Source organism: Burkholderia sp. BE17, assembly GCF_009362305.1.
Classification (GTDB): domain Bacteria; phylum Pseudomonadota; class Gammaproteobacteria; order Burkholderiales; family Burkholderiaceae; genus Burkholderia; species Burkholderia pyrrocinia_C.
The window spans coordinates 17,477-43,014 of record NZ_WHNU01000058.1 but is presented as its reverse complement, the minus strand read 5'-3'; the positions used below and the strand labels follow the sequence as shown (position 1 = coordinate 43,014).

The window sequence follows — 25,538 nt, the reverse complement described above, 5'->3', positions numbered from 1 at the left end:
ATGCCGCTTCCGACCAATCAGCTCCGGCTCGCGATGGTGGCCGGCGAGCCGTCGGGCGACCTGCTCGCGGCGTCGCTGCTCGGCGGGCTGCGCGAGCGGCTGCCCGAATCGGCCCAGTACTACGGGATCGGCGGGCCGCGGATGATCGCGCAGGGCTTCGACTCGCACTGGCAGATGGACAAGCTGACCGTGCGCGGTTATGTCGAGGCGCTGGGCCAGATTCCCGAGATCCTGCGGATTCGCGGCGAGCTGAAGCGCCAGCTGCTCGCGGAGCGGCCGGCCGCGTTCATCGGCGTCGACGCGCCGGATTTCAACTTCAGCGTCGAACAGGCCGCGCGCGACGCGGGCATCCCGTCGATCCACTTCGTGTGCCCGTCGATCTGGGCATGGCGAGGTGGCCGGATCAAGAAGATCGCCAAGTCCGTCGATCACATGCTGTGCCTGTTCCCGTTCGAACCGGCGATTCTCGACAAGGCCGGCGTTGCATCGACCTACGTCGGCCATCCGCTGGCCGACGAGATCCCGCTCGAGCCCGACACGCACGGCGCGCGCATCGCGCTGGGCCTGCCCGCGGACGGCCCCGTGATCGCGGTGCTGCCGGGCAGCCGGCGCTCGGAGATCGCGCTGATCGGCCCGACGTTCTTCGCGGCGATGGCGTTGATGCAACAGCGCGAGCCCGGCGTGCGGTTCGTGATGCCGGCGGCGACGCCCGCGCTGCGCGAGCTGCTGCAACCACTCGTCGACGCGCATCCGCAGCTTGCGCTGACGATCACCGACGGCCGTTCGCAGGTCGCGATGACGGCCGCCGACGCGATCCTCGTGAAGAGCGGCACAGTCACGCTGGAAGCCGCGCTGCTGAAGAAGCCGATGGTGATCTCGTACAAGGTGCCCTGGCTGACCGGGCAGATCATGCGCCGGCAGGGCTACCTGCCGTATGTCGGCTTGCCGAACATCCTGGCGGGGCGCTTCGTCGTGCCCGAGTTGCTGCAGCATTTCGCGACGCCCGAGGCGCTCGCCGATGCGACGCTCACGCAACTGCGCGACGACGCGAACCGCCGCACGCTGACCGAAGTGTTTACCGAAATGCATCTTTCGCTGCGGCAGAACACGGCCGCGAAGGCGGCCGAAGCGGTCGTGCGCGTGCTCGAACAACGCAAGGGGCGCGCATGACGGCAGTACGTGCACCGCGCCGCCGCGCGTCGAGCGACGTGCAGGGCGGCTTCGACTTCAGTCGGCCCGACGAGATCGTCTGCGGCGTCGATGAAGCCGGCCGCGGTCCGCTCGCGGGGCCGGTGGTGGCCGCCGCGGTGATTCTCGATCCGGCGCAGCCGATCGACGGGCTCGACGATTCGAAGGCGCTGTCCGCGAAGAAGCGCGACGCGCTGTACGACCTGATCGTCGCGCGTTCGCGCGCGTATTGCGTCGCGTCGGCAAGCGTCGACGAAATCGATACGCTGAACATCCTGCACGCGACGATGCTCGCGATGAAGCGCGCCGTCGAGGGCCTGTCGGTCCTGCCGACGCTCGCGCAGATCGACGGCAACCGCTGCCCGACGCTGACGGTGCGTGCCGAGGCGATCGTCAGCGGCGATGCGCTCGTACCGAGCATTTCGGCCGCGTCGATCCTCGCGAAGGTCACGCGCGACCGCATGCTCGTCGACCTGCACGAACGCTTCCCGGTGTACGGCTTCAACGTGCACGCGGGTTACGGCACCGCGAAACACCTTGCCGCGCTGCGCGAGCACGGCCCGTGCGAAGCGCACCGGCGCTCGTTCGCGCCGGTCCGCGCGGCACTCGACCTGATTCGATGAAAAGCATCACTTCCCGCGACAACCCGCTGTACAAGCGCCTGAAGGCGCTCGCGGGTTCGACGCACCATCAGCGCCGCAGCGGCCAGGCGCTGCTCGAAGGGTTCCACCTCGCGAGCGCGTATCTCGACACGGGCGCGACGCCCGAGCTGTGCGTGGCCACTGAAGGCGCGCTCGGGCACGCCGAGGCGCAGGCGATCGTTGCGCGCGTCGACGCGCAGCGTGTCGTCACGCTGCCCGATGCGCTGTTCGGACAGTTGTCGAACGTCGTCAACGGCGTCGGTTTCCTGTTGCTAGTCGACCGGCCGGCACAACCGCTGCCCGGGCGCGTGACGCACACGTCGGTCGTGCTCGACGGCGTGCAGGACGCCGGCAACGTCGGCTCGATCCTGCGCAGCGCCGCGGCTGCCGGCGTGCGCCACGTGTTCTGCGCGCCGGGTACGGCCTACGCATGGTCGTCGAAGGTGCTGCGTTCGGGCATGGGCGCGCATTTCCTGCTGTCGATCCACGAGGATGTTGAAGCCGCGGCGCTCGCCGAACGCCTCGACGTGCCGGTCGCGCTGACCGATTCGCATGGCGCGCAGGCGCTCTACGACTGCGACCTGTCGGGGCCCGTCGCATGGGTGTTCGGCAACGAGGGCGCCGGCGTATCGGCGTTCTGGCGCGATGCGGCCACGCATCGCGTGACGATTCCGCAGCCGGGCGGGATGGAGTCGCTGAATGTCGCGGCGGCAGCTGCGGTTTGCCTGTTCGAGCAGGTGCGGCAGCAGCGGCGCGCATGATGCCCCACGCAAGCATTCCCCGCACCACGAAAAAGGCCGCGTTCGACGCGGCCTTTTTGTTTTTCCGGCGGCGGCCGAGCGGCCGCAAGCGCGCAGGCGCTCAGTACGACTGCCGGTCGAGGCGGATTTCCTGCAGGATCGTGGTCGCGATTTCCTCGATCGACTTGTGCGTCGACGACAGCCACTTGATCCCTTCGCGGCGCATCATCGCTTCGGCCTCGTTGATCTCGAAGCGGCAGTTCTCGGGCGCCGCGTACTTGCTGCCCGGTCGCCGCTCGTTGCGGATCTCCGACAGGCGCTGCGGGTCGATCGACAGCCCGAACAGCTTTTCGCGGTGCGCGGAGAGCGCCGACGGCAGCTTGCCGCGTTCGAAGTCTTCCGGAATCAGCGGATAGTTCGCGGCCTTCACGCCGTACTGCATCGCGAGATACAGGCTCGTCGGCGTCTTGCCGCTGCGCGACACGCCGACGAGGATCACGTCGGCCTCCGACAGGTTGCGGTTCGACTGGCCGTCGTCGTGCGCGAGCGAGAAGTTGATCGCCTCGATCCGCGTCTTGTATTCCTCGGTGTCCGCGTTCTGGTGGCCGCGGCCCATCGCGTGGCTCGACTTGAGCTCCAGCTCCTGCTCGAGCGGCTCGACGAAGCGCTGGAACATGTCGAGCACGAGCGCGTTCGAGCGCTTGACGATGTCGTTCGATTCGCTGTCGACGAGCGTCGTGAACACGATCGCGCGGCGGCCGTCGTGCACGGCGGCCTCGTTGATCTTCTCGACGGTCGCATAGGCCTTGTCGAGCGAGTCGACGAACGGCACGCGCACGAGACGGAATTTCTGGTCGAACTGGGAGAGGATCGAATGCGCGAAGGTTTCGGCAGTGATCCCGGTGCCGTCGGAGACGATGAAAACGGTAGGCAGCATGAATCTGGGTGTCGAACGTGAAGGGCAGTTGCGCGGGGCGGCTGGAGGTTCGCCTCCAGACGCAGTGACAAGGTCGCGCCACATCCGGCAGCCGGCACGGTAGAATAGCGGCAACCTGTTGGATAAGCAATTGCGGGGGCAGGGCGCGAACGGCGTCCGTGGCTTGGCCGCTCGATTCCAATATTCCCGGCAAGTTTGGCGATTTGTCTGCAAATATCGCCGTTCTGCCGGGATTTTTGCAAATCGGGTCGGATGATTTTCCGCCGCTGCGATTGTTTATCTAACAGGTTGCGCAAGACGCGCCGCGCCTTTTTGCAAGCGCCCGCGTCCAAGCCCACTTGCGCGATCGAGCATTTTTTTCACACTTAGGGGCTTGTATGACTAACGCAGCAAACGTCGCAAAGGACCAGGCGTATGTAATTCCGTTCGAGCAGTTGCGGATGACCGATGTGGAGATCGTCGGCGGCAAGAATGCGTCGCTCGGCGAGATGATCAGCCAGCTTTCCGAAGCAGGCGTTCGCGTGCCCACCGGTTTCGCCACGACCGCGCTCGCCTTTCGCGATTTCCTCAAGCACAACGACCTTGCCGACCGCATCGCCAAACGTCTCGAGTCGCTCGACATCGACGACGTGAAGGCGCTCGCCGAAGCCGGTGCCGAAATCCGCAAGTGGATCGTCGACGCACCGATGCAGGCGCGCCTCGAGCAGGAAATCCGCGCGCAGTTCGAAGTCCTGAAGAACGGCTCGCCGGGCGAGCTGTCGTTCGCCGTGCGCTCGTCCGCGACCGCGGAAGACCTGCCCGACGCATCGTTCGCCGGCCAGCAGGAGTCGTACCTGAACGTCGTCGGCATCGAGGACGTGCTCGACCGCATGAAGCACGTGTTCGCGTCGCTGTATAACGACCGCGCGATCTCGTACCGCGTGCACAAGGGCTTCACGCACGCCGAGGTCGCACTGTCGGCCGGCGTGCAGCGCATGGTCCGCTCGGACGTCGGCGCCGCCGGCGTGATGTTCACGATCGACACCGAATCGGGCTTCAAGGACGCCGTGTTCATCACGTCGAGCTACGGCCTGGGCGAAACCGTCGTGCAGGGCGCGGTGAACCCGGACGAGTTCTATGTGTTCAAGACGACGCTCGCCCAGGACAAGTACCCGATCATCCGCCGCTCGATCGGCTCGAAGCTGATCAAGATGGAATTCACGCAGCCGGGCGAGCCGGGCCGCGTGAAGACGGTCGACGTGTCGCACGAGCAGCGCAACCGCTACTCGATCACCGACGAGGACGTGATCGAGCTGGCGAAGTACGCGGTCATCATCGAGAAGCACTACCAGCGTCCGATGGACATCGAGTGGGGCAAGGACGGCCGCGACGGCAAGATCTTCATCCTGCAGGCTCGCCCGGAAACGGTGAAGAGCCAGGCGACCGGCAAGGCCGAGCAGCGCTTCAAGCTGAAGGGCCAGTCGCAGGTCCTCGCGACGGGCCGTGCGATCGGCCAGAAGATCGGCGCGGGCCCCGTGCGCGTGATCCAGGATCCGTCGGAAATGGAACGCGTGCAGCCGGGCGACGTGCTGGTTGCCGACATGACCGACCCGAACTGGGAGCCGGTGATGAAGCGCGCGGCCGCGATCGTCACGAACCGTGGCGGCCGGACCTGCCACGCGGCGATCATCGCGCGTGAGCTCGGCGTGCCGGCGGTGGTTGGCTGCGGCGATGCAACCGATGTGCTGAAGGACGGCGCGCTCGTCACCGTGTCGTGCGCGGAAGGCGACGAAGGCAAGATCTACGACGGCCTGCTCGAGACCGAAGTCACGGAAGTGCAGCGCGGCGAACTGCCGGAAATCCCGGTCAAGATCATGATGAACGTCGGCAACCCGCAGCTCGCGTTCGACTTCTCGCAACTGCCGAACGCCGGCGTGGGCCTCGCGCGTCTCGAGTTCATCATCAACAACAACATCGGCGTACACCCGAAGGCGATCCTCGAGTACCCGAACATCGACCAGGACCTGAAGAAGGCCGTCGAGAGCGTCGCGCGCGGCCACGCGTCGCCGCGTCAGTTCTACGTCGACAAGCTGACGGAAGGTGTCGCGACGATCGCCGCGGCGTTCTATCCGAAGCCCGTGATCGTGCGCCTGTCCGACTTCAAGTCGAACGAGTACAAGAAGCTGATCGGCGGTTCGCGTTACGAGCCGGACGAGGAAAACCCGATGCTGGGCTTCCGCGGCGCGTCGCGCTACATCGCTGAAGACTTCGCGCCGGCGTTCGAGATGGAGTGCCGTGCACTGAAGCGCGTGCGCGACGAGATGGGCCTGACCAACGTCGAGATCATGGTGCCGTTCGTGCGTACCGTGAAGCAGGCGGAGCGTGTCGTCGGCCTGCTCGAGAAGTTCGGCCTGAAGCGCGGCGAAAACGGCCTGCGCCTCGTGATGATGTGCGAAGTCCCGACCAACGCGATCCTCGCCGAAGAGTTCCTACAACACTTCGACGGTTTCTCGATCGGCTCGAACGACCTCACGCAGCTGACGCTCGGCCTCGACCGCGACTCGGGCATGGAACTGCTGGCAGTCGACTTCGACGAACGCGACCCGGCCGTCAAGTTCCTGCTGAAGCGTGCGATCGATACCTGCCGCAAGATGGGCAAGTACGTCGGCATCTGCGGCCAGGGCCCGTCCGATCACCCGGACTTCGCGCAATGGCTGGCCGACGAAGGCATCGTGTCGATCTCGCTGAACCCGGACACGATCATCGAAACGTGGCAGGCGCTCGCCAACCGGAAGTAACGGCCGGTAATGCACCCTCGGCGAAAGCGCGGGTCTGTCGTGCTTTCGTTGAAGGCAAAATGCAAGGTTCATGCTATAAACACCCCGGTAGGTACCGGGGTGTTTTTTTTTGTTGTTGCGCGCCGGGCTGCCCCAAGCGTGCCGACCGCCCCTCGGGGGCGGCGAACGTGTCGATCCGGAGCAGCGCTTCAGGCGCATACTCCGGTCCCATGCAACGCAAATGAGCGTGGGGGCGTTTTTCTGGAGACCACAATGATGTCGGGGCATCTGTTCTGGTGGGTCGCGGTGGGCGTGCTGGTCGTGGCCGAGTTGCTGACGGGCACGTTCTACCTGCTGATGATCGCGCTCGGCTTTCTCGCGGGCGGGTTGCTGCAACTGGCCGGTTTCGCGCCGCACGTGCAGTTCGGCGCGGCGGCCGCGGTCGCGATCGTTGCGATGATCGCGCTGCGCCGATCGGGGCTCGGCCGCAAGCAGAAACGCGACACGTCGACGAATCCGGACGTCAATCTCGATATCGGCGCGACCGTCACGGTCGACGCGTGGCGTGACGGTCGCGCGCGCGTGCAGTATCGCGGCGCCGACTGGGACGTCGAACTCGCGGACGGCGAGCGCGACGATGCGCACGTGTATCAGGTAAGCGCGGTGCGCGGCAGCTGTCTCGTGGTCGTGGCGAAACCCGCGGGCTGATCGTCCGCTGATAAAACAAGGAGGGAATAGTTCATGGATTCGCTGATCGTCTGGGTTGTCCTGTTCGTCATCGCGATCGTGATCGTGTCGAAGACGGTGAAGATCGTGCCGCAGCAGCATGCGTGGGTGCTCGAGCGCTTCGGGCGTTATCACGCGACGCTGTCGCCGGGGCTGAACATCGTGCTGCCGTTCGTCGATCGCATCGCGTACCGCCACGTGCTGAAGGAAATTCCGCTCGACGTGCCGAGCCAGATCTGCATCACGCGCGACAACACGCAGTTGCAGGTCGACGGCGTGCTGTATTTCCAGGTGATGGACCCGATGAAGGCGTCGTACGGGTCGAGCAACTTCGTGTTCGCGATCACGCAGTTGTCGCAAACGATGCTGCGTTCGGTGATCGGCAAGCTCGAGCTAGACAAGACCTTCGAGGAGCGCGACTTCATCAACCACAGCATCGTGTCGGCGCTCGACGACGCCGCGGCGAACTGGGGCGTGAAGGTGCTGCGCTACGAGATCAAGGACCTGACGCCGCCGAAGGAGATCCTGCACGCGATGCAGGCGCAGATCACCGCGGAGCGCGAGAAGCGCGCGCTGATCGCCGCGTCCGAAGGCCGCAAGCAGGAACAGATCAACCTCGCGTCCGGTGCGCGCGAGGCGGCGATCCAGAAGTCCGAAGGCGAGCGGCAGGCCGCGATCAACCAGGCGCAGGGCGAGGCTGCCGCGATTCTTGCCGTGGCCGAGGCGAACGCGCAGGCGATCCAGAAGATCGCGAACGCGATGCAGTCGCAGGGCGGGATGGACGCGGTGAACCTGAAGGTCGCCGAGCAGTATGTCGGCGCGTTCGCGAATCTCGCGAAGCAGGGCAATACGCTGATCGTGCCGTCGAACCTGTCGGATCTCGGCAGTGCGATCGCATCGGCGATGTCGATCGTCAAGAACGTGTCGCCGGCCGCGGGCGGGAAGGGCTGAGCCGGACGTACTATGCGCCGACGGCCGCCGTGTGCGGTCAGCATGCGGCGAATCGTCGCGCAGCCGGGCGGGCCCGTATGACGTCCGTCGGTTGCCTGCCGCCCCGTATCGTGAGCCGAACCGGCGCGGCATCCGGAATTCCGTCGCCTGCGTCCGGTTGCCGGCATGCACGAATCACGTTGCACAAAGCAACACGGCCCGCTTCGAGCGGGCCGTGTCGTTTGCGATGCGCGTCGCGCGCGTCAGGTGCCGGCGCGCATGATGCGCGCTTTCTCGCGTTCCCAGTCGCGCTTCTTCTCGGTTTCGCGCTTGTCGTGCAGCTTCTTGCCCTTCGCGAGCGCGATGTCGCACTTCACGCGGCCGCCCTTGTAGTGGAAGTTCAGCGGCACGAGCGTGTAGCCGCGCTGCTCGACCTTGCCGATCAGTTTCTTGATTTCCTCACGGTGCAGCAGCAGCTTGCGCGTGCGAACCGGGTCGGGATTGATGTGCGTCGAGGCTTCGGGCAGCGGGCTGATATGGGTGCCGATCAGGAAGATCTCGGCGTTCTTCACCACGACGTAGCCTTCCTTGATCTGGCCGCGCCCGGCGCGCAGCGCCTTGACTTCCCAGCCCTCCAGCACGAGCCCCGCCTCGTAGCGTTCCTCGATGTGATAATCGAAGTGCGCTTTCCTGTTGTCGATGATGCTCATGAAAGGATTGGGCCAACTCGTTTAAAATCACGATTTTAGCAAAGCGGGGCGAGAATCGCCCGGCTTGCGTTCCCACCTTGAGCGATGCCGCGCGATTTATGGCAGATGTCCAGAAAACCGTATTGATCCGTCATTCGGCGGAACAGATGTTCGACCTCGTCACCGACGTGGCCGACTACCCCAATTTCCTGCCCTGGTGCGGCGGCGTCGAGATTCGCCGTCAGGACGACAGCGGAATGGAAGCGCGCATCGATATCAACTTCAAGGGCATCAAGCAGCACTTCGCAACGCGCAACACGCAGCAGCGTCCGACGCGGATCGACATGGAGTTCACGGATGGCCCGTTCAGGAAGTTCACGGGCTCGTGGCGCTTCACCGCGCTGCGCGCCGATGCGTGCAAGATCGAATTCGCGCTGCACTACGAGTTTTCGAGCATCCTGCTCGAGAAGATCATCGGGCCGGTGTTCAGCCACATCGCGAACACGTTCGTCGATTCGTTCGTGAAGCGTGCGGACCAGCGCTACGGAAAGGGGTGACGCGATGCTGTCGATCGAAGTCTGTTATGCGTTGCCGGACCGCCAGACGCTGATTCAAGTGTCGCTGCCGGAAGGCGCCACCGTTCGCTCCGCGATCGACGCGAGCGGCGTGCTCGCGCTGCACCCGGAGATCGACCTCGCTCAAGCGAAGACGGGCGTGTACGGCAAGCTCGCCCCGCTCGACGCGCCGCTCGCCGACCACGACCGCGTCGAGATCTACCGCCCGCTGATCGTCGATCCGAAGCTGGCGCGCCAGCGGCGCGTCGACAAGTCCCGCCGCGCCGGCTCCATCGAGGGCCGCAAGTGGATGCACAAGGACGCGCGCTGACGCGCGATTCCGCTTCTTTCGTTCCTTCCGCTCCGATTCGTCCGATCAAACGCCGCGGCGCTCAGTGGGCCGCGACGTTCGCGTCGATCGACGCGCTGCCCGGCGTATCGCCGCCGGCGGGCGTGTCGCCGTGCTGTCGCACCGAGCCGTACACGCCTGCGAGCAGCAGCACGAGCGCGGCGATCTCGAGCGCGTGCGGCATCCGCTGGTCGTAGACGAACGCGTAGAGCATCGCGAACACGGTTTCGAACACGATCAACTGGCCCGACAGCGTGAGCGGCAACCGCTTCGACGCGGCATTCCACAGCCCGTTGCCGAGCCACGACGCACCGATCGCGAGCACGAGGTTGAGCAGCCAGAACAGTTGCCAGCGTGACGCCGGGACGGCCGCCTGCACCGTGCCGGCCGGCAGTGCGAGGATCGCGATCCAGCAGAGCCCGCCGATCAGGCCTGTCACGACGCCCCACAGCACCGACCATTCGTTGCCGCCGAAATGATGATGGCGCTGCAGGTAGCGCGCGTTCGCGACCGCGTACCAGGTCCAGCTCGCGAGCGCGCCGGCCGCGCAGGCGATGCCCGCGAGCTTCTGGCCGAGCGTCGTCGCGTGCGCGGCCTCGGACGTGAACAGGTCGACGTTGATGCAGGCGATGCCCGCGATCACCAGTGCGAGCGGGACGGCCAGCCGCCGCAGCGGCACGGCGCCGTGGTCGCCGAGGCCCGCGAGCGTGACGGTGACGGGCAGCACGCCGACGATCAGCGAACTGGGCGCGATGCCGATCAGGTGCACGGCGCCGGACAGCAGCATGTAGTACGCGACGTTGCCGACGACCGCGAGCTTCACGAGCGCAACGAGATCTTCACGGGTTAGCCGCGCGAGCAGCGAGCGGGTGATCGGCAGGGCGGCCGCGAGCGACACGAGGCCGTACATCGCGTAGCGGCCGGCGCTCAGCAGCAGCGGCGAGAAGTCCGTCAGCAGCCGCGGAACGAGAAACACCATGCCCCACAGGGCACCTGCCAGGACACCGTAGACCACACCGCGCCGCATCGACCGCTCCGAACACATGAACGAGCGCGCATCTTAGCGACGCCGGTTCGGCGGCGTCTTGTTCATTCCTGCACTCGGTGCAGGGCGGGGTTTCGACGTGTTGCGAGATGAAGCGGCCGCGATTTGTTCCTGATTATCGAAGGATCGAGGGTTCGCGACTGCGGTACGCCGCGGATCAGCCGTCTGCCGGATCGGGCGTCGCACCCGCGCCGTCGCCCGACGCCCGCACCCGCGCCGGGCGCCGCACGGTGCGCAGCTTGCCGCTGTTGCCGCCGCCGCAGAAGAAGCGTTCGTGGCCGTCGGATTCGAGCCCCGACACGCCGACGCCGGGCGGCATGTCGACCTGCTCGAGCACCTGTCCCGTGCGCGGATCGATGTGCCGCAAATCACTCTGGTCGGCTTCCCAGGTGCCGTGCCACAGCTCGCCGTCGACCCACGTCACGCCGGTGACGAAGCGGTTCGATTCGATCGTGCGCAGCACGGCGCCCGATTCCGGATCGATCTGATGAATCTTGCGTTCGCGGTACTGGCCGACCCACAGCGTGCCTTCGGCCCACGCGAGCCCCGAGTCGGCGCCGCCGCCGGGTGCCGGGATCGTCGCGAGCACGCGGCCCGATTCCGGATCGATCTTCTCGATGCGGTCCTCGACGATCTGGAACAGGTGGCGGCCGTCGAACGCCGTGCCCGCATGCGCGGCGATGTCGAGCGAGCGGACGGTCGTGCCGCGCTCCGGGTCGAGCGCATTCAGCTTGTCGCCGGACGCGTACCACACGTGCTGCCCGTCGAACGTGACGCCGTGCACGCCGTCGACGCCCGGAAACGGGCCGTATTCGCGAATGATCTCTGCATTGGAGCGTTTCATGTTCGTCACCTCGTCGTTCGGTGAGGCCATCCTAATCTCCCGGCAGCGGAGCAGGGAGTAACAAGGTCGTCGCGAATCCGGGCAGCGGCGGCGTCATCCAGCGGCGCGCGCGGCCCCGACCGAGGGCCTGCACCTTGGCCGCTTCGGCGAGCGCGTCGAGCGCGCGCTGCACGGTGCGCTGGCTCGCGCCGAGCGCGAGCGCCAGCGCGGAGCTCGACCACGCCTCGCCGTCGGCGAGGAGCGCGAGCACGGCCGCGTGGCGATCGTCGACCGGGCGCGCGAGTACGACGGTCTCGCGCACGCCGAGCGGTTCGAGCGCGAAGCCGCGCGGCGTCGCGGTGACGTTCGCGAGCGGCCGCAGCACCGCGCGCAGTCGGCCGATCTCGACGCGCAGGCGCGCGCGATGCGATTCATCCGCATGTTTCGCACGGAATGCGGCGGCCACGAGCGCGTTTCTCGACACGTCGGCCGGCCATGCCTCGCCGAGCGCGCGGGCGAGCACGAACAGCACGGGGCGGCGCGCGAGCGACACGGTGGTGCGCGCGTCGCGCACCGTGTAACGGCATGCGTCGACGACGAGCGTATTCGACGCGAACAGTGTCTCGACTTCGTCGAGCTGTACGAGCCGCGACGTGCCGCGCGCGATGAGTCGCGCGGCCGGCGCATCGAGCACGCGCGCGGCGGTGTCGACTTCGGCCGTCAGCGCGGCGATGCCGGCGTCGCGGGCGGCTGCGTGTGCACGGGCGAGCGCCGCGCGGGCCGCATGCGTGCGGATGCGGCGCATCGCGATGCCGGCCGCGATCAGTTCATGGGCGGCGCGCGATGCGGCCGGCAGCGGCGCGGGATCGAGATGCGCGAGCATTCGTTCGGCATCGTCGATGTGACCGATCAGCAGCAGCCGGCGCACGCCGAGATAACGAGCATGCGCGGCATTCGCGCGGTCGCCGTGCGCGTCGAGCGTCGCGCACGCGGCATCGAGCGCGCGGGTCGGCCAGCGGAGGTCGCGCGACGCGAGCGCGATCTCGGCTTCGGCGACGATGCAGCGCGCACGCGCCACGGCTTCCTTTGCGCCGAACGCGCGTGCAGCGCCGCGCACGAGTGCCCGCGCGCGTTCGAAATCGCCGAGCTGCGCCATCGCGATCCCGCGCAGCGCGAGCGCCGGCGCATCGTCGCGCAGCGCGACGCGGTTCAGCGCACCGAGCGCGTCACCGGCCGCGAGCGCGCGCGCGGCCGCGGTGATCAGCGAATCCATCCGAATCCCGACACACTTGTCACTCCCTCCGGCCCGATGCCGAGCACTAATCTAGCACCACGCACACGGCGCCGTACGCCGTGCCCGGATACCCATCGGAAGGAGGAACCCGCAATGACGACCCATCTCACCGGAACGCGCGACGAATGGCTGGCCGAGCGTAGGGCGCTGCTCGAAGCAGAAAAGGCGCTGACGCGGCAAAGCGACGAACTCGCGCGGCGGCGCCAGGCACTGCCGTGGGTGCGCGTCGACAAGACCTACCGGTTCGACACGGAAGACGGGCAGGCGACGCTCGACGACCTGTTTCGCGGCCGTTCGCAACTGCTCGTCTATCACTTCATGTTCGGACCCGACTACAAGGCGGGCTGCCCGTCGTGCTCGGCGCTCGCGGACGGCTTCGACGGCTTTGCCGTGCACCTGGCGAACCACGACGTGACGCTCGCGGCCGTGTCGCGCGCGCCGCTCGCGAAGCTGCTCGCGTACCGGCAGCGGATGGGGTGGACCTTCCCGTGGGCGTCGTCGGTCGGCAGCGATTTCAACTTCGACTTCAATGTGTCGTTCACCGAAACGCAGCGGCGCGCGGGCGACGTCGAATACAACTACGCGCGGGCGGGGCACGCGATGGACATGGATCCGCCGCCGGCGCCCGTCGTGCAGTTCGCGGCGACGTGCGGCACCGACGCAGTCACCTATTCGCTCGACCGGCCGGGAATGAGCGCTTTCGTGCGCGAGGACGGCGCCGTCTATCACACGTACTCGACCTATGCGCGTGGGCTCGACGGGTTGTGGGGCATGTACCAGTGGCTCGATCGCGCGCCGCGCGGGCGCAACGAGGCGGGCCCGTGGTGGCGCCGCCACGACGAATACGCGCGCGGTTGAGCGCGGGCCGGCGACAGGCGGGAGCGTGCGATGACACGGCCGGCAACCGACGATCCGGGCCGCGATCGGCGGGCATTCGGCGCGGCGCTCGTCGCCGTGTTCGCCGTCGCCGCGATGGCCATGCTGGCGCAGCACGCGTGGATGGACGCGATGGGCGGCGAACCGATGCCCGGCGGCTGGACGCCGTCGTCGGCGTGGCTGCGGCCATGCGGATGGGGCGCCGGCCGCGCATTCGCGGCGTTCGCCGGCATGTGGGGCGCGATGACGGTGACGATGATGCTGCCCGTGCTGGCGCCGACGCTCTGGCGATATCGGCAGAGCGTCGGCCCGCTGGGCGCGGCGCGCTCGACCTGGCTCGTCGTCGTCGCGGGCACCGGGTATTTCGCGGTATGGATGGCGCTCGGCGCGGTGGCGCATCCGCTCGGCAGCGCGCTGGTCGCCGCCGCGGCACGGCTGCCGGCGCTCGCCCGCGCGATGCCGTTCGCGGCCGGCGCGGTCGTGCTCGGCGCGGGCGTGTTGCAGTTCTCGGCGTGGAAGGCGCGCCGGCTGGCGTGCTGCGGGCACGTGGCGGCGGACCCGCACCGGTCACGGGATGCTGCCGGCGCGGCCTGGCGGCACGGCGTGCGAACCGCGATGCGTTGCGGCGCCTGTTGCGGGAACCTGATGGCGGTCGCGCTGGCGGCCGGCATGATGGATCTGCGCGTGATGGCGGCCGTGACGGTCGCGATCGCCGCCGAGCGGCTGGCGCCGGCCGGCGAGCGTGTTGCGCGGCTCGCCGGTGGCATCGCGATCGGGGGCGGTATCGCGATGATCGCGCGCGCGGCCGGGCTGGTGTAAGACCGGGGAGGCGAGTTGCGTTGCGGGCTGATCCGGCGCGTTGCCGGGCCGCGGGCGACCGGTGCCGCCGCTGCCGCATGGCCCGGCCGCGACAGGCGCGGTTGCGGAGGTGCAGCCCGTTGCGCGAATGGCTCGATGCGGCGGCGAAACGAAAGGCGATCGAAAACGAACCGAACGGCGATCCGAACGATTCGGCCCCCGGACGCATGAAAACGGCTAAGCCGTTGTTCGTGTTGTGAAAATTCGCAGCGCTTCGCGTATAATTCGCTTTTGCGCCCATAGGATTTGCCATGCGTCTGATCCAAAAAGCACTCACTTTCGATGACGTGCTCCTCGTTCCCGCCTTCTCCGACGTTCTCCCCCGCGACACCAGCCTCAAGACCAAGCTGACCCGCAACATCTCCCTGAACATGCCGCTCGTGTCCGCCGCCATGGACACGGTCACCGAAGGTCGTCTCGCGATCGCGATGGCGCAGCAGGGTGGCGTCGGTATCGTTCACAAGAACCTCACGCCGGCCGAGCAGGCCCGCGAGGTCGCGAAGGTCAAGCGTTTCGAGTCGGGCGTCGTTCGTGACCCGATCACGGTGCCGCCGCAAATGAAGGTGCGCGACGTGATCGCGCTGTCGCGTCAGCATGGCATCTCGGGTTTCCCGGTCGTCGAAGGCCCGCAGCTCGTCGGCATCGTCACGAACCGCGACCTGCGTTTCGAAACGCGCCTCGATGAGCCGGTCAAGTCGATCATGACGCCGCGCGAGCGCCTCGTCACGGTCAAGGAAGGCACGCCGCTCGCCGAAGCGAAGGCGCTGATGCACAGCCACCGCCTCGAGCGCGTGCTGGTCGTCAACGACGCGTTCGAACTGCGCGGCCTGATGACCGTCAAGGACATCACGAAGCAGACCGAGCACCCGGACGCGTGCAAGGACGAACACGGCAAGCTGCGCGCAGGCGCGGCGGTCGGCGTCGGTCCGGACAACGAAGAGCGCGTCGAGCTGCTGGTGCAGGCCGGCGTCGACGTGATCGTCGTCGATACCGCGCACGGTCACAGCAAGGGCGTGCTCGAGCGCGTCCGCTGGGTCAAGCAGAACTTCCCGCACGTCGAGGTGATCGGCGGCAATATCGCGACGGCTGCCGCCGCGAAGGCGCTCGTCGAATACGGCGCGGACGCGGTCAAGGTCGGTATCGGCCCCGGCTCGATCTGCACGACGCGGATCGTCGCGGGCGTCGGCGTGCCGCAGATCAGCGCGATCGCGAACGTCGCGGAAGCGCTGAAGGGCACCGGCGTGCCGTGCATCGCCGACGGCGGCGTGCGCTTCTCGGGCGACGTGTCGAAGGCCCTCGCGGCCGGCGCGAACGCGGTGATGATGGGCAGCATGCTGGCGGGCACCGAAGAGTCGCCGGGCGACGTATTCCTGTACCAGGGCCGCCAGTACAAGGCGTACCGCGGCATGGGTTCGGTCGGTGCGATGAAGGACGGCGCGGCAGACCGCTACTTCCAGGACAACTCGGCGAACATCGACAAGCTCGTGCCGGAAGGCATCGAAGGCCGTGTTGCGTACAAGGGCTCGGTCAACGCGATCCTGTTCCAGCTGGTCGGCGGCGTGCGCGCCAGCATGGGCTACTGCGGCTGCCGGACGATCGACGAGCTGCACGACAAGGCCGAATTCGTCCAGATCACCGCGGCGGGCATGCGCGAGTCGCACGTGCACGACGTGCAGATCACGAAGGAAGCGCCGAACTACCACGTGGACTGACCGCCGATGAAACCGCTGCTGCGAGCCGTGCTGATTATCGATGCCGTGCTGCTGCTGGCGTTCGGCGTGTTGTTCGTGCTGACGCCCTGGCAGTCGCTTTTCAACGCGCTGCAGCTTGCGAACATCCAGCCGGCGATGCTCGGCCAGGCGTTCGGCATCGCGTTGCTCGGGCTCGCGTGGCTCGCGTTTCATGCGGCGTTCAACGGCGATCTCACGGCGCCCGTCGCGCGGTCGGTCGGCCACGTGTACTGGCTGACCGGCGCGCTGACGATCGTCTGGTCGCTCGCCACCGGCAGCGGTCCCGCGCTCGCGGCCGCCGGCCGGGTGCTGTCGGCCGTGGCCGGGGTCGCGCTGATCGTGCTCGGCCTCGGCGGCGTGCGGCTCGCATCGGCCGTGCGCCGGCGCGAGAAGGCGCAGGCGCTCGAGGCGCGCGCACCGGCGCAGCGTCCGGCCGAGCCGGCGATGGCGCCGGCGTCGTCGCCCGCACCGCAGCGTGTCGAACCCGTCGTCAGCCGTCCCGCGGCGCCTGCGGCGGCGCCGTCGGCCGCGCCCAGTCAATCGTCAGGCGGCGTCGCACTCGACGAGCGCCCGCCGATGCAGGATTGACCGGCCATGCGTCGCGCGTGCCACCCGCCGCCCGACACCGTTGTCCATGCTATTGACGCAGCGCACGATGCGCTGCTTTTCTTATTCTCTTCATCCCGTCCGCAGCCATGCACGACAAAATCCTGATTCTCGACTTCGGTTCGCAAGTCACCCAACTGATTGCGCGGCGTGTGCGTGAAGCGCACGTCTACTGCGAAATCCATCCGAACGACGTGTCCGACGAGTTCGTCCGCGAGTTTGCGCCGAAGGCGGTGATCCTGTCGGGCAGCCACGCGAGTACGTACGAAGACCATCAACTGCGCGCGCCGCAGGCCGTGTGGGATCTCGGCGTGCCGGTGCTAGGCATCTGCTACGGCATGCAGACGATGGCCGTGCAGCTCGGCGGCAAGGTCGAGTGGAGCGACCATCGCGAATTCGGCTATGCGGAAATGCGCGCGCACGGCCATACGCGCCTGCTCGACGGCATCGAGGATTTCACGACGGCCGACGGCCACGGGATGCTGAAGGTCTGGATGAGCCACGGCGACAAGGTCGCCGAGCTGCCGCCGGGCTTCGCGCTGATGGCGTCGACGCCGAGCTGCCCGATCGCCGGCATGGCCGACGAGGCGCGCGGCTACTACGCGGTGCAGTTCCACCCGGAAGTCACGCACACGGTGAAGGGCCGCCAGATCATCGAGCGTTTCGTGCTGCAGATCGCCGGCGCGAAGCCCGACTGGATCATGAAGAACCACATCGAGGAAGCCGTCGCGAAGATTCGCGAGCAGGTCGGTGACGAGGAAGTGATTCTCGGCCTGTCGGGCGGCGTCGATTCGAGCGTCGCGGCCGCGCTGATCCATCGCGCGATCGGCGACCAGCTCACCTGCGTGTTCGTCGACCACGGCCTGCTGCGCCTGAACGAAGGCAAGATGGTGCTCGACATGTTCGAGGGCCGCCTGCATGCGAAGGTCGTGCACGTCGACGCAGCCGATCAGTTCCTCGGCCACCTGGCCGGCGTGACCGATCCGGAAGCGAAGCGCAAGATCATCGGCCGCGAGTTCGTCGAGGTGTTCCAGGCCGAGGCGAAGAAGCTGTCGAAGGCGAAGTGGCTCGCGCAGGGCACGATCTATCCGGACGTGGTCGAATCGGGCGGCACGAAGACGAAGAAGGCGACGACGATCAAGAGCCACCACAACGTCGGCGGCTTGCCGGAAACGCTCGGCCTGAAGCTGCTCGAACCGCTGCGCGACCTGTTCAAGGACGAAGTGCGCGAGCTGGGCGTTGCGCTCGGCCTGCCGCCGGAGATGGTGTACCGCCATCCGTTCCCGGGCCCGGGCCTCGGCGTGCGGATCCTCGGCGAAGTGAAGCGCGAATACGCCGAACTGCTGCGGCGTGCGGACGCGATCTTCATCGAAGAGCTGCGCAACACGACCGCAACCGCGCAGGATGCGGCTGCCGGACTGTGCGGCGAGGCCGATGTCGGCAAGAGCTGGTACGACCTGACGAGTCAGGCGTTCGCGGTGTTCCTGCCGGTGAAGTCGGTCGGCGTGATGGGCGACGGCCGCACGTACGACTACGTGACGTCGCTGCGCGCAGTGCAGACCACCGACTTCATGACCGCACACTGGGCGCACCTGCCGTACGCGCTGCTCGGCCGCGCGTCGAACCGGATCATCAACGAGGTGCGCGGGATCAACCGGGTCGTGTACGACATCTCGGGGAAGCCGCCGGCGACAATCGAGTGGGAGTAAGCATTCCTGCTGAATCAGCGCTTGATTCCGCTCTCGTCGTTGCGCATTGGTTGATGTCGCGATAGTTCGTAGGCGGATTGCTGGTTCAGCGCGTCAGCTGTCCAGTCGCAGATTCGGACAAGAAACGGCCTGGCGGTTGCCAGGCCGTTTGCATTGATGCGTTGCGTGAGTCAGGAAACGTCGTGCGGCATTCTTGCCGCGGCAATCCGTTGTCGGGTTTCGTCGGCACTGCTTTCAGCAGCCGAAGGTGCGTTCGATGGCGATGGCTTGCGCCCCTTGCTCCGATTTCACGTGTGCGAGCGTACGAGCGAACGCAAATACATGGGCACCTTCGCCTTGCTCGTTGTCTGGACACGTGTCATCAGATCATGATCGATACGATCCAGTCCATAAGTCCGCGCAATGTCGTGCTGCAACCGCCACCACAGATGACCGGCCATCTCGGCGTCGACCATGGCCCGGTGAGCGCGGCCCGATTTCGGCAACTGCAGCGTCTCGGCCAGGCTCGACAGGCGGTGACTCCGAGCATCCGGGTAGATGCGTCTCGCCACGAGCATCGTGCAAGCAAAGGAATGCTCGGCCGACATGCCGAGAAGCCCGAGTTCCGACTGCCAGAACCGTTTGTCGAAACCGGCGTTGTGCGCCACGACGGCATGCTTGCCGACGAACGCCGCCGCTTCTTTCATGACTTTCGACGCCGGGGGAGCCGACGCAATCATGTCGTTCGTGATGCCGGTCAGCGCGACGACATCGGACGGTATGCGTCGGCCCGCATTCATCAAGCTCTGGAAACGGTCGACGACTTGTCCGTCGCGTAGAAGGATGACGGCGATTTCGGTAGCACGGTCGCCCAGATTCGGCGAAAGCCCGGTCGTTTCGAAGTCCAGTACCGCAACGGTTTGCATTGTTGAATCCTATTGCTTCATGCGGTGGCGCGTTAGTTTGGCCAAGAGGTTAGCATCTTCGGGCCTGTGAAAGACGCGTCCAGCCCGAGAAGCGATCGTCCTCGCCATGTCGCCGCTTGCGATCCTGTGCCATGGGGGCGTTGTCAACGTCCGATTCCAAGACTGCGGCGCGATGCAGATCGGTTCAACGGTTTCATGCAGCGCGCCTTTTCGATCGTCGAACGCGTGCTGCCGATGCGTCGCGCATGACGCATGACACGTAACACGGCTGCGTGCCGCGCGCGATGGCTTCGGCGGAAACGTTTCGAGTGTGCCGGGCGGGAGCGGTGCACATCGAGCATGCTGCGAGCCGGAACGGGGCACCGATGCGAGGCTGGCCCGCCGACGGTCAGTTCGCGAGACCGCCGAACATGCGCACGCAATGCGTGCCGATGTCCGGAGCCGTCGCGCGTTTTCCGAGTTCCGCCAGATACGGCCACGGATAGATGCCGCGAGCATGACCATCGCCGAACAGCAGGCGAATGCCGTAACCGGCCGCTTCCACGTCGTCCAGCGTGACGTCCGGTCGCGCGTCGACCACGCCTGCGTCGAACCGGATCTTGCGGCAAGCAGCGCACGGGCAACTGCTGCGCAACAGCACATAATCTATGCGTTGCACGTCGCCGCCCGGCCAGCGCAGCGTCAACACGCGAGCAGCGTGGTCGAGCACGATTTCGGTCGGCGGCGTCATCGTGCCTCTCCGATCTGCCGGATCGCAATCCGCACGGCCTTGCGCACTTCGGGATCGCGATCCTCGAGTGCGTCGTGCAGTGCGGGCAGCGTGCCGGGGTCGCGCAATTCGCCGAGTGCAAGTGCGGCTTCCTTGCGCAGATTGCTGATCGCATGCGAGAGCAGCACGACGACGGCCGGTGCCGCGGCAGCATCGCGTAGCTGCCCGAGCGCGCGCACGGCACGCAAGCGCACTTGCCAGTAGTCGTCGAGCGCGGCAACGAGTTGGTTACGCGCGATCGCGACGCGCAGCTTGCCGAGTGTTGCGGCCGCTTCCTCGCGGACCTGCCATGCAGTGTCGCGCAGTGCCGCGAGCAATGCGGTGACAACGGTCGTGTCGCCGGGTGCCGTGAACCCGATCGCGCCGACCGCGACACGCCGCACGTCCGCATCGGCGTCGGCTGTCGCGATGCGTGCGAGCGATGGCAGTGCGCGTATATCCCTGAGCCAGCCGAGCACGGCGACGGCCTCGGCACGCACGGCAGTGGCGTCGGTGTCGAGCGCGCGCAACGCAGGCGCGAACGCATCGGGATCGCGCAACTCGCGCAGCCCGCGCAGCACGGCGCTGCGCACGAACGGCTCGGGCCGGTCGGCCCAGCCGCACAGCACGGCGCCCGATGCCGCGTCCTTCAGTTCGGACAGGCTCTGCGCAGCGGTGGCGCGCACGCCGTCGTCCGGATCGAGCAACGCGCGGCACAGCGCATCGACGACGCCGGGCTGTTCCCACGCACCGAGCACGCGCGCAGCCTCGCCGCGCACGTTGGCCGACGGATCGTCGCGCAGCGCCGCGACGAACGCGGGTACGAGAGCGGATTCCTCGAGATCGGCGAGCTCGAGCAGCGCGATGCGGCGCACGGATGCGTCGGGCGCAGCGAGGCGGGCGACGAGCGCGGCACGATCCGGATCGTGCGTGCCGGGCAGCGAGGAGGTGGAAGAAAAAGCGGTCATGGGCAAAAGGTCGGTTCGATGAAAGGGCGGGTGCTCAAGGAGCGCGGTGCATGGGCGATGCGAACCTGGCGAACGCCGGCCCGGCCATCACGTCGTCGATGCACGACCCACTCGGGCGGCATGACGACGATCGGCCGCGCACCCGGTCAGCGCAGCAGGTAAGGGATCTCGACCTTGACCGCACCGGTCGGGCAATCGCGTTCGCACGGCATGCAGTACCAGCATTCGTCGAACTGCATGTAGGCCTTGCCCTTGGTCACGTCGATCGCGAGCAGGTCGAGCGGGCACACGTCGACGCAGACGGTGCAGCCCTTGTCGGCGATGCACAGTGCCTCGTCAATCGTGACGGGCGCGCTGCTGCGCTGGAAGATGTCGTGCGGGGTATGGGGCACGGTAAGTCTCCTCAAAGTGCGGCCGCGAGCGCGGCGGATTCGCGAATGCGCAGATGCCCGTACGCACGCGGCGCCTGCGCCCGCCGGCGCGCCCGCGGCGATGTCGGTCGCGGACGCGCTGCGCTCGCCGCAGTTCATGGTGCTGCTGCTGACCAATTTCTTCTGTTGTGCGACACACTCTGGCCCGATTTTCCATACGGTCAGCTACGCGGTGACTTGCGGGATCCCGCTGATCGTCGCGGTGTCGATCTACAGCGTCGAAGGGCTCGCGGGCATGGGCGGCCGGATCGTATTCGGGCTCCTCGGCGATCGTGTCGGCGCGAAGCGCATGCTGGTGGCCGGGCTGCTCGCGCAGGCGCTGGGCGCGCTCGGCTACTACTTCGTGCGCACGCTGGACGGGTTCTACGCGGTCGCGACGCTGTTCGGCTTCATCTATGCCGGCGTGATGCCGCTGTATTCGGTGCTCGCGCGCGAGAACTTCCCGCTGCGGATGATGGGCACCGTGATCGGCGGCTGCGCGATGGCCGGCAGCCTTGGCATGGCCGCGGGGCCCGTTGCCGGCGGCCTGATCGTCGATACGTTCGGCGGTTACGGCTGGCTGTACCTCGGTTCGTTCGCGATCGGTCTCGGTGCGTTCCTGATCGCGATGATGTTCCGCCCGTTTGCGAAAGCGCGGCCGGAAACGGTGGCCGCGTGACCCGGCAACGGAAGTGGGGCGACGTCCGTTTTGCCGGATTGGCGACGCCCGGAACGCATCGACGCAGATAAAAAACAGGGCCCGACACCGCCTGCATTTGCCGGTGTCCGGACGGCGCTTCGCTCGCTGCGGCGCAGCAGGCCGGCAACTGGCGCCGATCGGCGCGCATGCGTCACGATTCGGCCCCTAAAAAACACAATATCGAGCATGTATTCGAAGGGCCTGTCATACCCGCGTCACCCTGCTAGAATTCGGCCTGCCGCATTGTTCCCACTGACTGATGAGATTGCTTGACGCCCTGGTCGAACAACGTATTGCCGCCGCCGCCGCGCGGGGCGAGTTCGACGATTTGCCGGGTACCGGCGCGCCGCAGGCGCTGGATGACGACCTGCTCGTGCCCGAGGAGGTGCGGGTGGCCAACCGTATCCTGAAGAACGCGGGCTTCGTGCCGCCGGCCGTCGAGCAATTGCGCGCGCTGCGCAACCTGCATGACGAAGTGCAGGCGGTCAGCGACCGCGCCGCGCGCTGCCGGCTGCAGGCGAAGATCCTGGCGCTCGACATGGCGCTCGAATCGCTGCGCGGCGGCCCGATGGTGATGCCGCGCGACTACTGCCGTCGCATCGCGGAACGCCTGTGCGAGCGCGGGCTCGACGACGCGCCCGCCGAAGCGGGGCCGATGTGACGTCCGACACGCTGCACGACGCAGCCCGATCGGCGGCCGACGCGGCCGCTGAACCCGCCACCCAACCTGCTGCTCCCGAAGCTGCGCCCGTATCGGCGCGCGACCTGCATTTCATGCGGCTCGCGCAGGCCGCCGCGGAAGAGGCGCGCGCGGCCGGTGAAGTGCCGGTCGGCGCGGTGCTCGTGCGCGGCGACGAAGTGATCGCACGCGGCTTCAACCATCCGATCGGCGGGCACGACCCGTCGGCCCATGCGGAAATGGCGGCGCTGCGCATGGCCGCGCAAAATCTGCAGAATTACCGGATGCCCGGCTGCGAGCTATACGTGACGCTTGAGCCTTGCCTGATGTGCGCGGGCGCGATCATGCATGCGCGCATCGCGCGGGTCGTCTACGGCGCCGCCGATCCGAAGACGGGTGCATGCGGCAGCGTGATCGACGCGTTCGCGAATCCGCAGCTCAACCACCATACCGAAGTGACCGGCGGCGTGCTCGCCGACGAGTGCGGCGCCGCGCTGAAGTCGTTCTTCGCCGAGCGCCGTCGCGCGTTGCGCGAAGCGCGGCTGGCCCGCGACGCCGAAACCGGCGCGTCATAGTCGTGCCGGCCGCGCCTGTCGCTGCGGGCGCGCACGGTTCCCTGAACCGAAGACGCTTCGGACCCTCTAAGCAGGTTTGACGACCCGACACCTTTCGCCATGTCCTTCCAGCCCGCCGCGTCCTACACCATCCGCCTGCTGGCGCCGTCCGGTTATCCGCACGATCCCGACGCGATCAATCGCGCGCTCGAACGCCTCAGCATCGCGCAGCAGCGCATCGAGAACATCGAGGCGACGCAGCGGCGCTTCCAGCGTTTCGGCGGCACCGACGGCGAGCGGGCAGGCGACCTGAACCGTCTCGCCGATCCCGAGCGGCCGCTGCCGGACATCGCGCTCGCGGTGCGCGGCGGCTACGGTGCCGCGCGGATCCTGCACGGGCTCGACTATCGCGGGCTCGAGCGCAGGCTGCGCGACCGGCCGGTCGCGCTCGTCGGCCACAGCGATTTCACGGCGATCCAGCTCGCGCTGTACGCGAAGGCGCGCATCAAGACGTTCGGCGGCCCGATGCTGTCCGCCGACTTCGGCGCTGAAACGCCGAGCGACTTCACGATGCAACACTTCTGGCAGACGCTGACGCAGCCGAGCACGACGATCATCGCCGAAGCACCGCAGGTGCAGACCGTGAACGTGACGGGCACGCTGTGGGGCGGCAACCTCGCGATCCTCACGTCGCTCATCGGCACGCCTTACATGCCCGACATCGAGGGCGGCATCCTGTTCGTCGAGGATGTCAACGAACAGCCGTTCCGGATCGAGCGAATGATCTATCAACTGCACCTGTCGGGGCTGCTCGCGCGCCAGCAGGCGCTCGTGCTCGGCCAGTTCACCGGCGCGCGGCCGTTCGAATACGACAACGGCTACGACATGCAGGCGATGATCGACCAGGTGCGCGAGACGGTCGGCATTCCGGTCGTCACGGGGCTGCAGTTCGGCCACGTGCCCGACCTGCTGACGCTGCCGTTCGGCGCGCAGGCGCAGCTGGTCGCGAATGCGCACGGTTTCCGGCTCACGTTGTCCGATTATCCGCATCTCGGCTGATGCGGGCGCGGTCGATCGAAAGGCGGGTCTCCCGCCTTTTTCTTTATGTAAATGTGCAACTAACGGTCGAAAATTTCGACTGACGCCGACAGAATCGTCACCGGGTTTTGCACTAGTTTTGTCAACAAAATAACCGGGAGGGTATAAGACGAGAACGGCCTCTGTCATGGTGTTCAGGCTTGATATGCATGGATTTCGCGCATCATGCACCGATTGGGATCGCGTCCGTGCACGGCGATTGTGCGAAATTCCGGAAAAGAATTGTTGACAATCTTTATGTCCATTCTAGGATAAGGACCATCACGCGATGCAGATCATGAACGAGCCCGATTCCCACCCGTCCAGTGCAGCCGGTCCCGAAGCGATCGCCGAGCGGATTCGCACGGCGATCCTCGAGCATCGGCTCGCGCCCGGCGCGAAGCTGACGGAGGCGCAGCTCTGCGACGTGTTCGGCGTGAAGCGTGGGACGATCCGCCAGGCGCTCGCGCAGCTCGCGACCGACAGGCTGGTCGACCTCGAGCCGAACCGCGGCGCGTTCGTCGCGAGCCCGACGCTGCAGGACGTGCACGAAGTGTTCGAGATGCGCCGGATCATCGAGCTCGCCGTGGTCGAGCGGCTCGCGACCGGGCCCGGCGCGAAGCGGCTGAAGGGCGTTGCCGCGCTGATCGACAAGGAACGCAAGGCGTTCGAGCGGCACGACTTCGCGGCATGGATCCGGCTGTCGGGCGAATTCCATACGGCGCTCGCCGCGCTGATGGGCAATGCGACGCTCAGCGAGTGCCTCGAAGGGCTCGTCGCACGCTCGACGCTGATGTCGGCGCTGTACGAATCGCACGGGCGCAGCCCGTGTTCGTGCGACGACCACGACGAAATCCTCGCCGCACTTGAGGCGGGGGACCCGAAGCGGGCGGTGACGCTGATGGCGCGCCACCTGCAGCATGTCGAACTGAAGATGCTGGACCGGCCCGCGCAAGGGCAGGTTGATTTGCGCGAAGTGTTCGGCGGCGCCTGAGCGGCGACGCGAACCCGGCCGCGCGCCACAGAACGAGAGCAATGCAGGCCTG

26 protein-coding genes and 1 pseudogene are annotated in these 25,538 nt (G+C 67.1%); 18 read left to right on the top strand and 9 right to left on the bottom strand.

Annotated elements, in window-relative coordinates; all coding sequences use genetic code 11:
* From lpxB to GD429_RS36020, 3 genes are read left to right on the top strand one after another with little or no spacing between them, the layout of a single operon-like run.
* A complete protein-coding gene (gene lpxB, locus GD429_RS36030) occupies positions 1–1,170 on the top strand; it encodes a lipid-A-disaccharide synthase (RefSeq protein ID WP_152864453.1) in 1,170 nt (389 codons plus the stop codon).
* The gene (gene rnhB / locus GD429_RS36025) at positions 1,167–1,811 is read left to right on the top strand and encodes a ribonuclease HII (RefSeq protein ID WP_152864451.1); all 645 of its coding nucleotides are present in this window, start codon (positions 1,167–1,169) and stop codon (positions 1,809–1,811) included. Before lpxB ends, rnhB begins: the two co-directional genes overlap by 4 nt.
* Positions 1,808–2,590 (top strand): TrmH family RNA methyltransferase, encoded by a 783-nt coding sequence (locus GD429_RS36020; protein ID WP_152864449.1) that lies wholly within the window; start codon positions 1,808–1,810, stop codon positions 2,588–2,590. Before rnhB ends, GD429_RS36020 begins: the two co-directional genes overlap by 4 nt.
* Positions 2,591–2,690: 100 nt before the next feature.
* Here GD429_RS36020 and GD429_RS36015 read toward each other — a convergent pair whose 3' ends face one another.
* On the bottom strand, positions 2,691–3,506 hold the full coding sequence (locus GD429_RS36015) for a pyruvate, water dikinase regulatory protein (RefSeq protein WP_034181125.1): 816 nt from the start codon (positions 3,504–3,506) through the stop codon (positions 2,691–2,693).
* Positions 3,507–3,883: 377 nt separating this feature from the next.
* Between GD429_RS36015 and ppsA the strand changes: the two genes are divergently transcribed.
* From ppsA to GD429_RS35995, 3 genes are all read left to right on the top strand, one after another.
* On the top strand, positions 3,884–6,283 hold the full coding sequence (gene ppsA, locus GD429_RS36005) for a phosphoenolpyruvate synthase (RefSeq protein WP_152864447.1): 2,400 nt from the start codon (positions 3,884–3,886) through the stop codon (positions 6,281–6,283).
* 252 nt (positions 6,284–6,535) lie between these two features.
* Positions 6,536–6,970: an NfeD family protein gene (locus GD429_RS36000; protein WP_152864445.1), complete on the top strand. Its 435-nt coding sequence runs from the start codon at positions 6,536–6,538 to the stop codon at positions 6,968–6,970.
* Positions 6,971–7,003: 33 nt separating this feature from the next.
* Positions 7,004–7,939 carry an SPFH domain-containing protein gene (locus GD429_RS35995; RefSeq protein ID WP_152864443.1) on the top strand — a complete coding sequence of 312 codons (936 nt, stop codon included), beginning with the start codon at positions 7,004–7,006 and terminating at the stop codon, positions 7,937–7,939.
* Positions 7,940–8,181: 242 nt separating this feature from the next.
* On the opposite strand, the gene smpB is transcribed toward GD429_RS35995, so the two are convergent.
* Positions 8,182–8,628, bottom strand: coding sequence for an SsrA-binding protein SmpB (smpB, locus tag GD429_RS35990; protein ID WP_047900992.1), 447 nt, complete (start codon positions 8,626–8,628; stop codon positions 8,182–8,184).
* 98 nt (positions 8,629–8,726) lie between these two features.
* Between smpB and GD429_RS35985 the strand changes: the two genes are divergently transcribed.
* On the top strand, positions 8,727–9,164 hold the full coding sequence (locus GD429_RS35985) for a type II toxin-antitoxin system RatA family toxin (RefSeq protein WP_152864442.1): 438 nt from the start codon (positions 8,727–8,729) through the stop codon (positions 9,162–9,164).
* Between the two features lie 4 nt (positions 9,165–9,168).
* Positions 9,169–9,492 (top strand): RnfH family protein, encoded by a 324-nt coding sequence (locus GD429_RS35980; RefSeq protein WP_152864440.1) that lies wholly within the window; start codon positions 9,169–9,171, stop codon positions 9,490–9,492.
* A 61-nt stretch (positions 9,493–9,553) separates the two neighbouring features.
* On the opposite strand, the gene GD429_RS35975 is transcribed toward GD429_RS35980, so the two are convergent.
* The 3 genes from GD429_RS35975 to GD429_RS35965 form a co-directional block, all read right to left on the bottom strand.
* Positions 9,554–10,537 carry a DMT family transporter gene (locus tag GD429_RS35975; protein WP_152864438.1) on the bottom strand — a complete coding sequence of 328 codons (984 nt, stop codon included), beginning with the start codon at positions 10,535–10,537 and terminating at the stop codon, positions 9,554–9,556.
* 175 nt (positions 10,538–10,712) lie between these two features.
* Entirely contained in the window at positions 10,713–11,399 is a 687-nt protein-coding gene (locus GD429_RS35970; protein WP_152864436.1) for a DUF5074 domain-containing protein, read from the bottom strand.
* A gap of 31 nt (positions 11,400–11,430) precedes the next feature.
* Positions 11,431–12,651: a helix-turn-helix domain-containing protein gene (locus tag GD429_RS35965; RefSeq protein WP_152864434.1), complete on the bottom strand. Its 1,221-nt coding sequence runs from the start codon at positions 12,649–12,651 to the stop codon at positions 11,431–11,433.
* A 114-nt stretch (positions 12,652–12,765) separates the two neighbouring features.
* Between GD429_RS35965 and GD429_RS35960 the strand changes: the two genes are divergently transcribed.
* The 5 genes from GD429_RS35960 (at position 12,766) to guaA (ending at position 18,451) form a co-directional block, all read left to right on the top strand.
* Entirely contained in the window at positions 12,766–13,530 is a 765-nt protein-coding gene (locus GD429_RS35960) for a DUF899 domain-containing protein (protein ID WP_152864432.1), read from the top strand.
* 30 nt (positions 13,531–13,560) lie between these two features.
* On the top strand, positions 13,561–14,367 hold the full coding sequence (locus tag GD429_RS35955; RefSeq protein ID WP_152864430.1) for a DUF2182 domain-containing protein: 807 nt from the start codon (positions 13,561–13,563) through the stop codon (positions 14,365–14,367).
* Between the two features lie 290 nt (positions 14,368–14,657).
* The gene (gene guaB, locus GD429_RS35950; protein WP_034181136.1) at positions 14,658–16,118 is read left to right on the top strand and encodes an IMP dehydrogenase; all 1,461 of its coding nucleotides are present in this window, start codon (positions 14,658–14,660) and stop codon (positions 16,116–16,118) included.
* A gap of 6 nt (positions 16,119–16,124) precedes the next feature.
* Positions 16,125–16,724: a hypothetical protein gene (locus GD429_RS35945; RefSeq protein WP_152864428.1), complete on the top strand. Its 600-nt coding sequence runs from the start codon at positions 16,125–16,127 to the stop codon at positions 16,722–16,724.
* A 107-nt stretch (positions 16,725–16,831) separates the two neighbouring features.
* Complete coding sequence (gene guaA, locus GD429_RS35940; protein ID WP_152864426.1) at positions 16,832–18,451, top strand: glutamine-hydrolyzing GMP synthase; 1,620 nt, start codon at positions 16,832–16,834, stop codon at positions 18,449–18,451.
* Between the two features lie 287 nt (positions 18,452–18,738).
* On the opposite strand, the gene GD429_RS35935 is transcribed toward guaA, so the two are convergent.
* From GD429_RS35935 to GD429_RS35915, 4 genes are all read right to left on the bottom strand, one after another.
* Positions 18,739–19,356 (bottom strand): PolC-type DNA polymerase III, encoded by a 618-nt coding sequence (locus GD429_RS35935; protein WP_152864424.1) that lies wholly within the window; start codon positions 19,354–19,356, stop codon positions 18,739–18,741.
* A 388-nt stretch (positions 19,357–19,744) separates the two neighbouring features.
* A complete protein-coding gene (locus GD429_RS35925) occupies positions 19,745–20,086 on the bottom strand; it encodes a gamma-butyrobetaine hydroxylase-like domain-containing protein (protein WP_152864422.1) in 342 nt (113 codons plus the stop codon).
* Complete coding sequence (locus GD429_RS35920) at positions 20,083–21,072, bottom strand: HEAT repeat domain-containing protein (protein ID WP_152864420.1); 990 nt, start codon at positions 21,070–21,072, stop codon at positions 20,083–20,085. Before GD429_RS35920 ends, GD429_RS35925 begins: the two co-directional genes overlap by 4 nt.
* Positions 21,073–21,218: 146 nt before the next feature.
* The gene (locus tag GD429_RS35915) at positions 21,219–21,464 is read right to left on the bottom strand and encodes a ferredoxin family protein (protein WP_034181146.1); all 246 of its coding nucleotides are present in this window, start codon (positions 21,462–21,464) and stop codon (positions 21,219–21,221) included.
* 1 nt (position 21,465) lies between these two features.
* Between GD429_RS35915 and GD429_RS35910 the strand changes: the two are divergent.
* The 5 genes and pseudogenes from GD429_RS35910 to GD429_RS35890 all read left to right on the top strand — a co-directional run.
* Positions 21,466–22,161: pseudogene (locus GD429_RS35910) on the top strand (MFS transporter); the annotation flags it as partial.
* A 280-nt stretch (positions 22,162–22,441) separates the two neighbouring features.
* Positions 22,442–22,843, top strand: a complete 402-nt coding sequence (locus tag GD429_RS35905) for a DnaJ family domain-containing protein (RefSeq protein WP_072437118.1) — start codon at positions 22,442–22,444, stop codon at positions 22,841–22,843.
* Positions 22,840–23,436 carry a tRNA adenosine(34) deaminase TadA gene (gene tadA / locus GD429_RS35900; protein ID WP_321575102.1) on the top strand — a complete coding sequence of 199 codons (597 nt, stop codon included), beginning with the start codon at positions 22,840–22,842 and terminating at the stop codon, positions 23,434–23,436. Before GD429_RS35905 ends, tadA begins: the two co-directional genes overlap by 4 nt.
* A gap of 99 nt (positions 23,437–23,535) precedes the next feature.
* Entirely contained in the window at positions 23,536–24,474 is a 939-nt protein-coding gene (gene ldcA / locus GD429_RS35895; RefSeq protein ID WP_152864417.1) for a muramoyltetrapeptide carboxypeptidase, read from the top strand.
* Positions 24,475–24,781: 307 nt separating this feature from the next.
* Positions 24,782–25,486, top strand: coding sequence for a GntR family transcriptional regulator (locus GD429_RS35890; RefSeq protein WP_152864415.1), 705 nt, complete (start codon positions 24,782–24,784; stop codon positions 25,484–25,486).
* Positions 25,487–25,538 lie beyond the last annotated feature (52 nt).

Bases quoted from the DNA above. Each gene is read 5' to 3' on its own strand.
- lpxB (WP_152864453.1), top strand. From the start codon at position 1: ATGCCGCTTCCGACCAATCAGCTCCGGCTCGCGATGGTGGCCGGCGAG.
- rnhB (WP_152864451.1), top strand. From the start codon at position 1,167: ATGACGGCAGTACGTGCACCGCGCCGCCGCGCGTCGAGCGACGTGCAG.
- GD429_RS36020 (WP_152864449.1), top strand. From the start codon at position 1,808: ATGAAAAGCATCACTTCCCGCGACAACCCGCTGTACAAGCGCCTGAAG.
- GD429_RS36015 (WP_034181125.1), bottom strand. From the start codon at position 3,506: ATGCTGCCTACCGTTTTCATCGTCTCCGACGGCACCGGGATCACTGCC.
- ppsA (WP_152864447.1), top strand. From the start codon at position 3,884: ATGACTAACGCAGCAAACGTCGCAAAGGACCAGGCGTATGTAATTCCG.
- GD429_RS36000 (WP_152864445.1), top strand. From the start codon at position 6,536: ATGATGTCGGGGCATCTGTTCTGGTGGGTCGCGGTGGGCGTGCTGGTC.
- GD429_RS35995 (WP_152864443.1), top strand. From the start codon at position 7,004: ATGGATTCGCTGATCGTCTGGGTTGTCCTGTTCGTCATCGCGATCGTG.
- smpB (WP_047900992.1), bottom strand. From the start codon at position 8,628: ATGAGCATCATCGACAACAGGAAAGCGCACTTCGATTATCACATCGAG.
- GD429_RS35985 (WP_152864442.1), top strand. From the start codon at position 8,727: ATGGCAGATGTCCAGAAAACCGTATTGATCCGTCATTCGGCGGAACAG.
- GD429_RS35980 (WP_152864440.1), top strand. From the start codon at position 9,169: ATGCTGTCGATCGAAGTCTGTTATGCGTTGCCGGACCGCCAGACGCTG.
- GD429_RS35975 (WP_152864438.1), bottom strand. From the start codon at position 10,537: ATGCGGCGCGGTGTGGTCTACGGTGTCCTGGCAGGTGCCCTGTGGGGC.
- GD429_RS35970 (WP_152864436.1), bottom strand. From the start codon at position 11,399: ATGAAACGCTCCAATGCAGAGATCATTCGCGAATACGGCCCGTTTCCG.
- GD429_RS35965 (WP_152864434.1), bottom strand. From the start codon at position 12,651: ATGGATTCGCTGATCACCGCGGCCGCGCGCGCGCTCGCGGCCGGTGAC.
- GD429_RS35960 (WP_152864432.1), top strand. From the start codon at position 12,766: ATGACGACCCATCTCACCGGAACGCGCGACGAATGGCTGGCCGAGCGT.
- GD429_RS35955 (WP_152864430.1), top strand. From the start codon at position 13,561: ATGACACGGCCGGCAACCGACGATCCGGGCCGCGATCGGCGGGCATTC.
- guaB (WP_034181136.1), top strand. From the start codon at position 14,658: ATGCGTCTGATCCAAAAAGCACTCACTTTCGATGACGTGCTCCTCGTT.
- GD429_RS35945 (WP_152864428.1), top strand. From the start codon at position 16,125: ATGAAACCGCTGCTGCGAGCCGTGCTGATTATCGATGCCGTGCTGCTG.
- guaA (WP_152864426.1), top strand. From the start codon at position 16,832: ATGCACGACAAAATCCTGATTCTCGACTTCGGTTCGCAAGTCACCCAA.
- GD429_RS35935 (WP_152864424.1), bottom strand. From the start codon at position 19,356: ATGCAAACCGTTGCGGTACTGGACTTCGAAACGACCGGGCTTTCGCCG.
- GD429_RS35925 (WP_152864422.1), bottom strand. From the start codon at position 20,086: ATGACGCCGCCGACCGAAATCGTGCTCGACCACGCTGCTCGCGTGTTG.
- GD429_RS35920 (WP_152864420.1), bottom strand. From the start codon at position 21,072: ATGACCGCTTTTTCTTCCACCTCCTCGCTGCCCGGCACGCACGATCCG.
- GD429_RS35905 (WP_072437118.1), top strand. From the start codon at position 22,442: ATGAGATTGCTTGACGCCCTGGTCGAACAACGTATTGCCGCCGCCGCC.
- ldcA (WP_152864417.1), top strand. From the start codon at position 23,536: ATGTCCTTCCAGCCCGCCGCGTCCTACACCATCCGCCTGCTGGCGCCG.
- GD429_RS35890 (WP_152864415.1), top strand. From the start codon at position 24,782: ATGCAGATCATGAACGAGCCCGATTCCCACCCGTCCAGTGCAGCCGGT.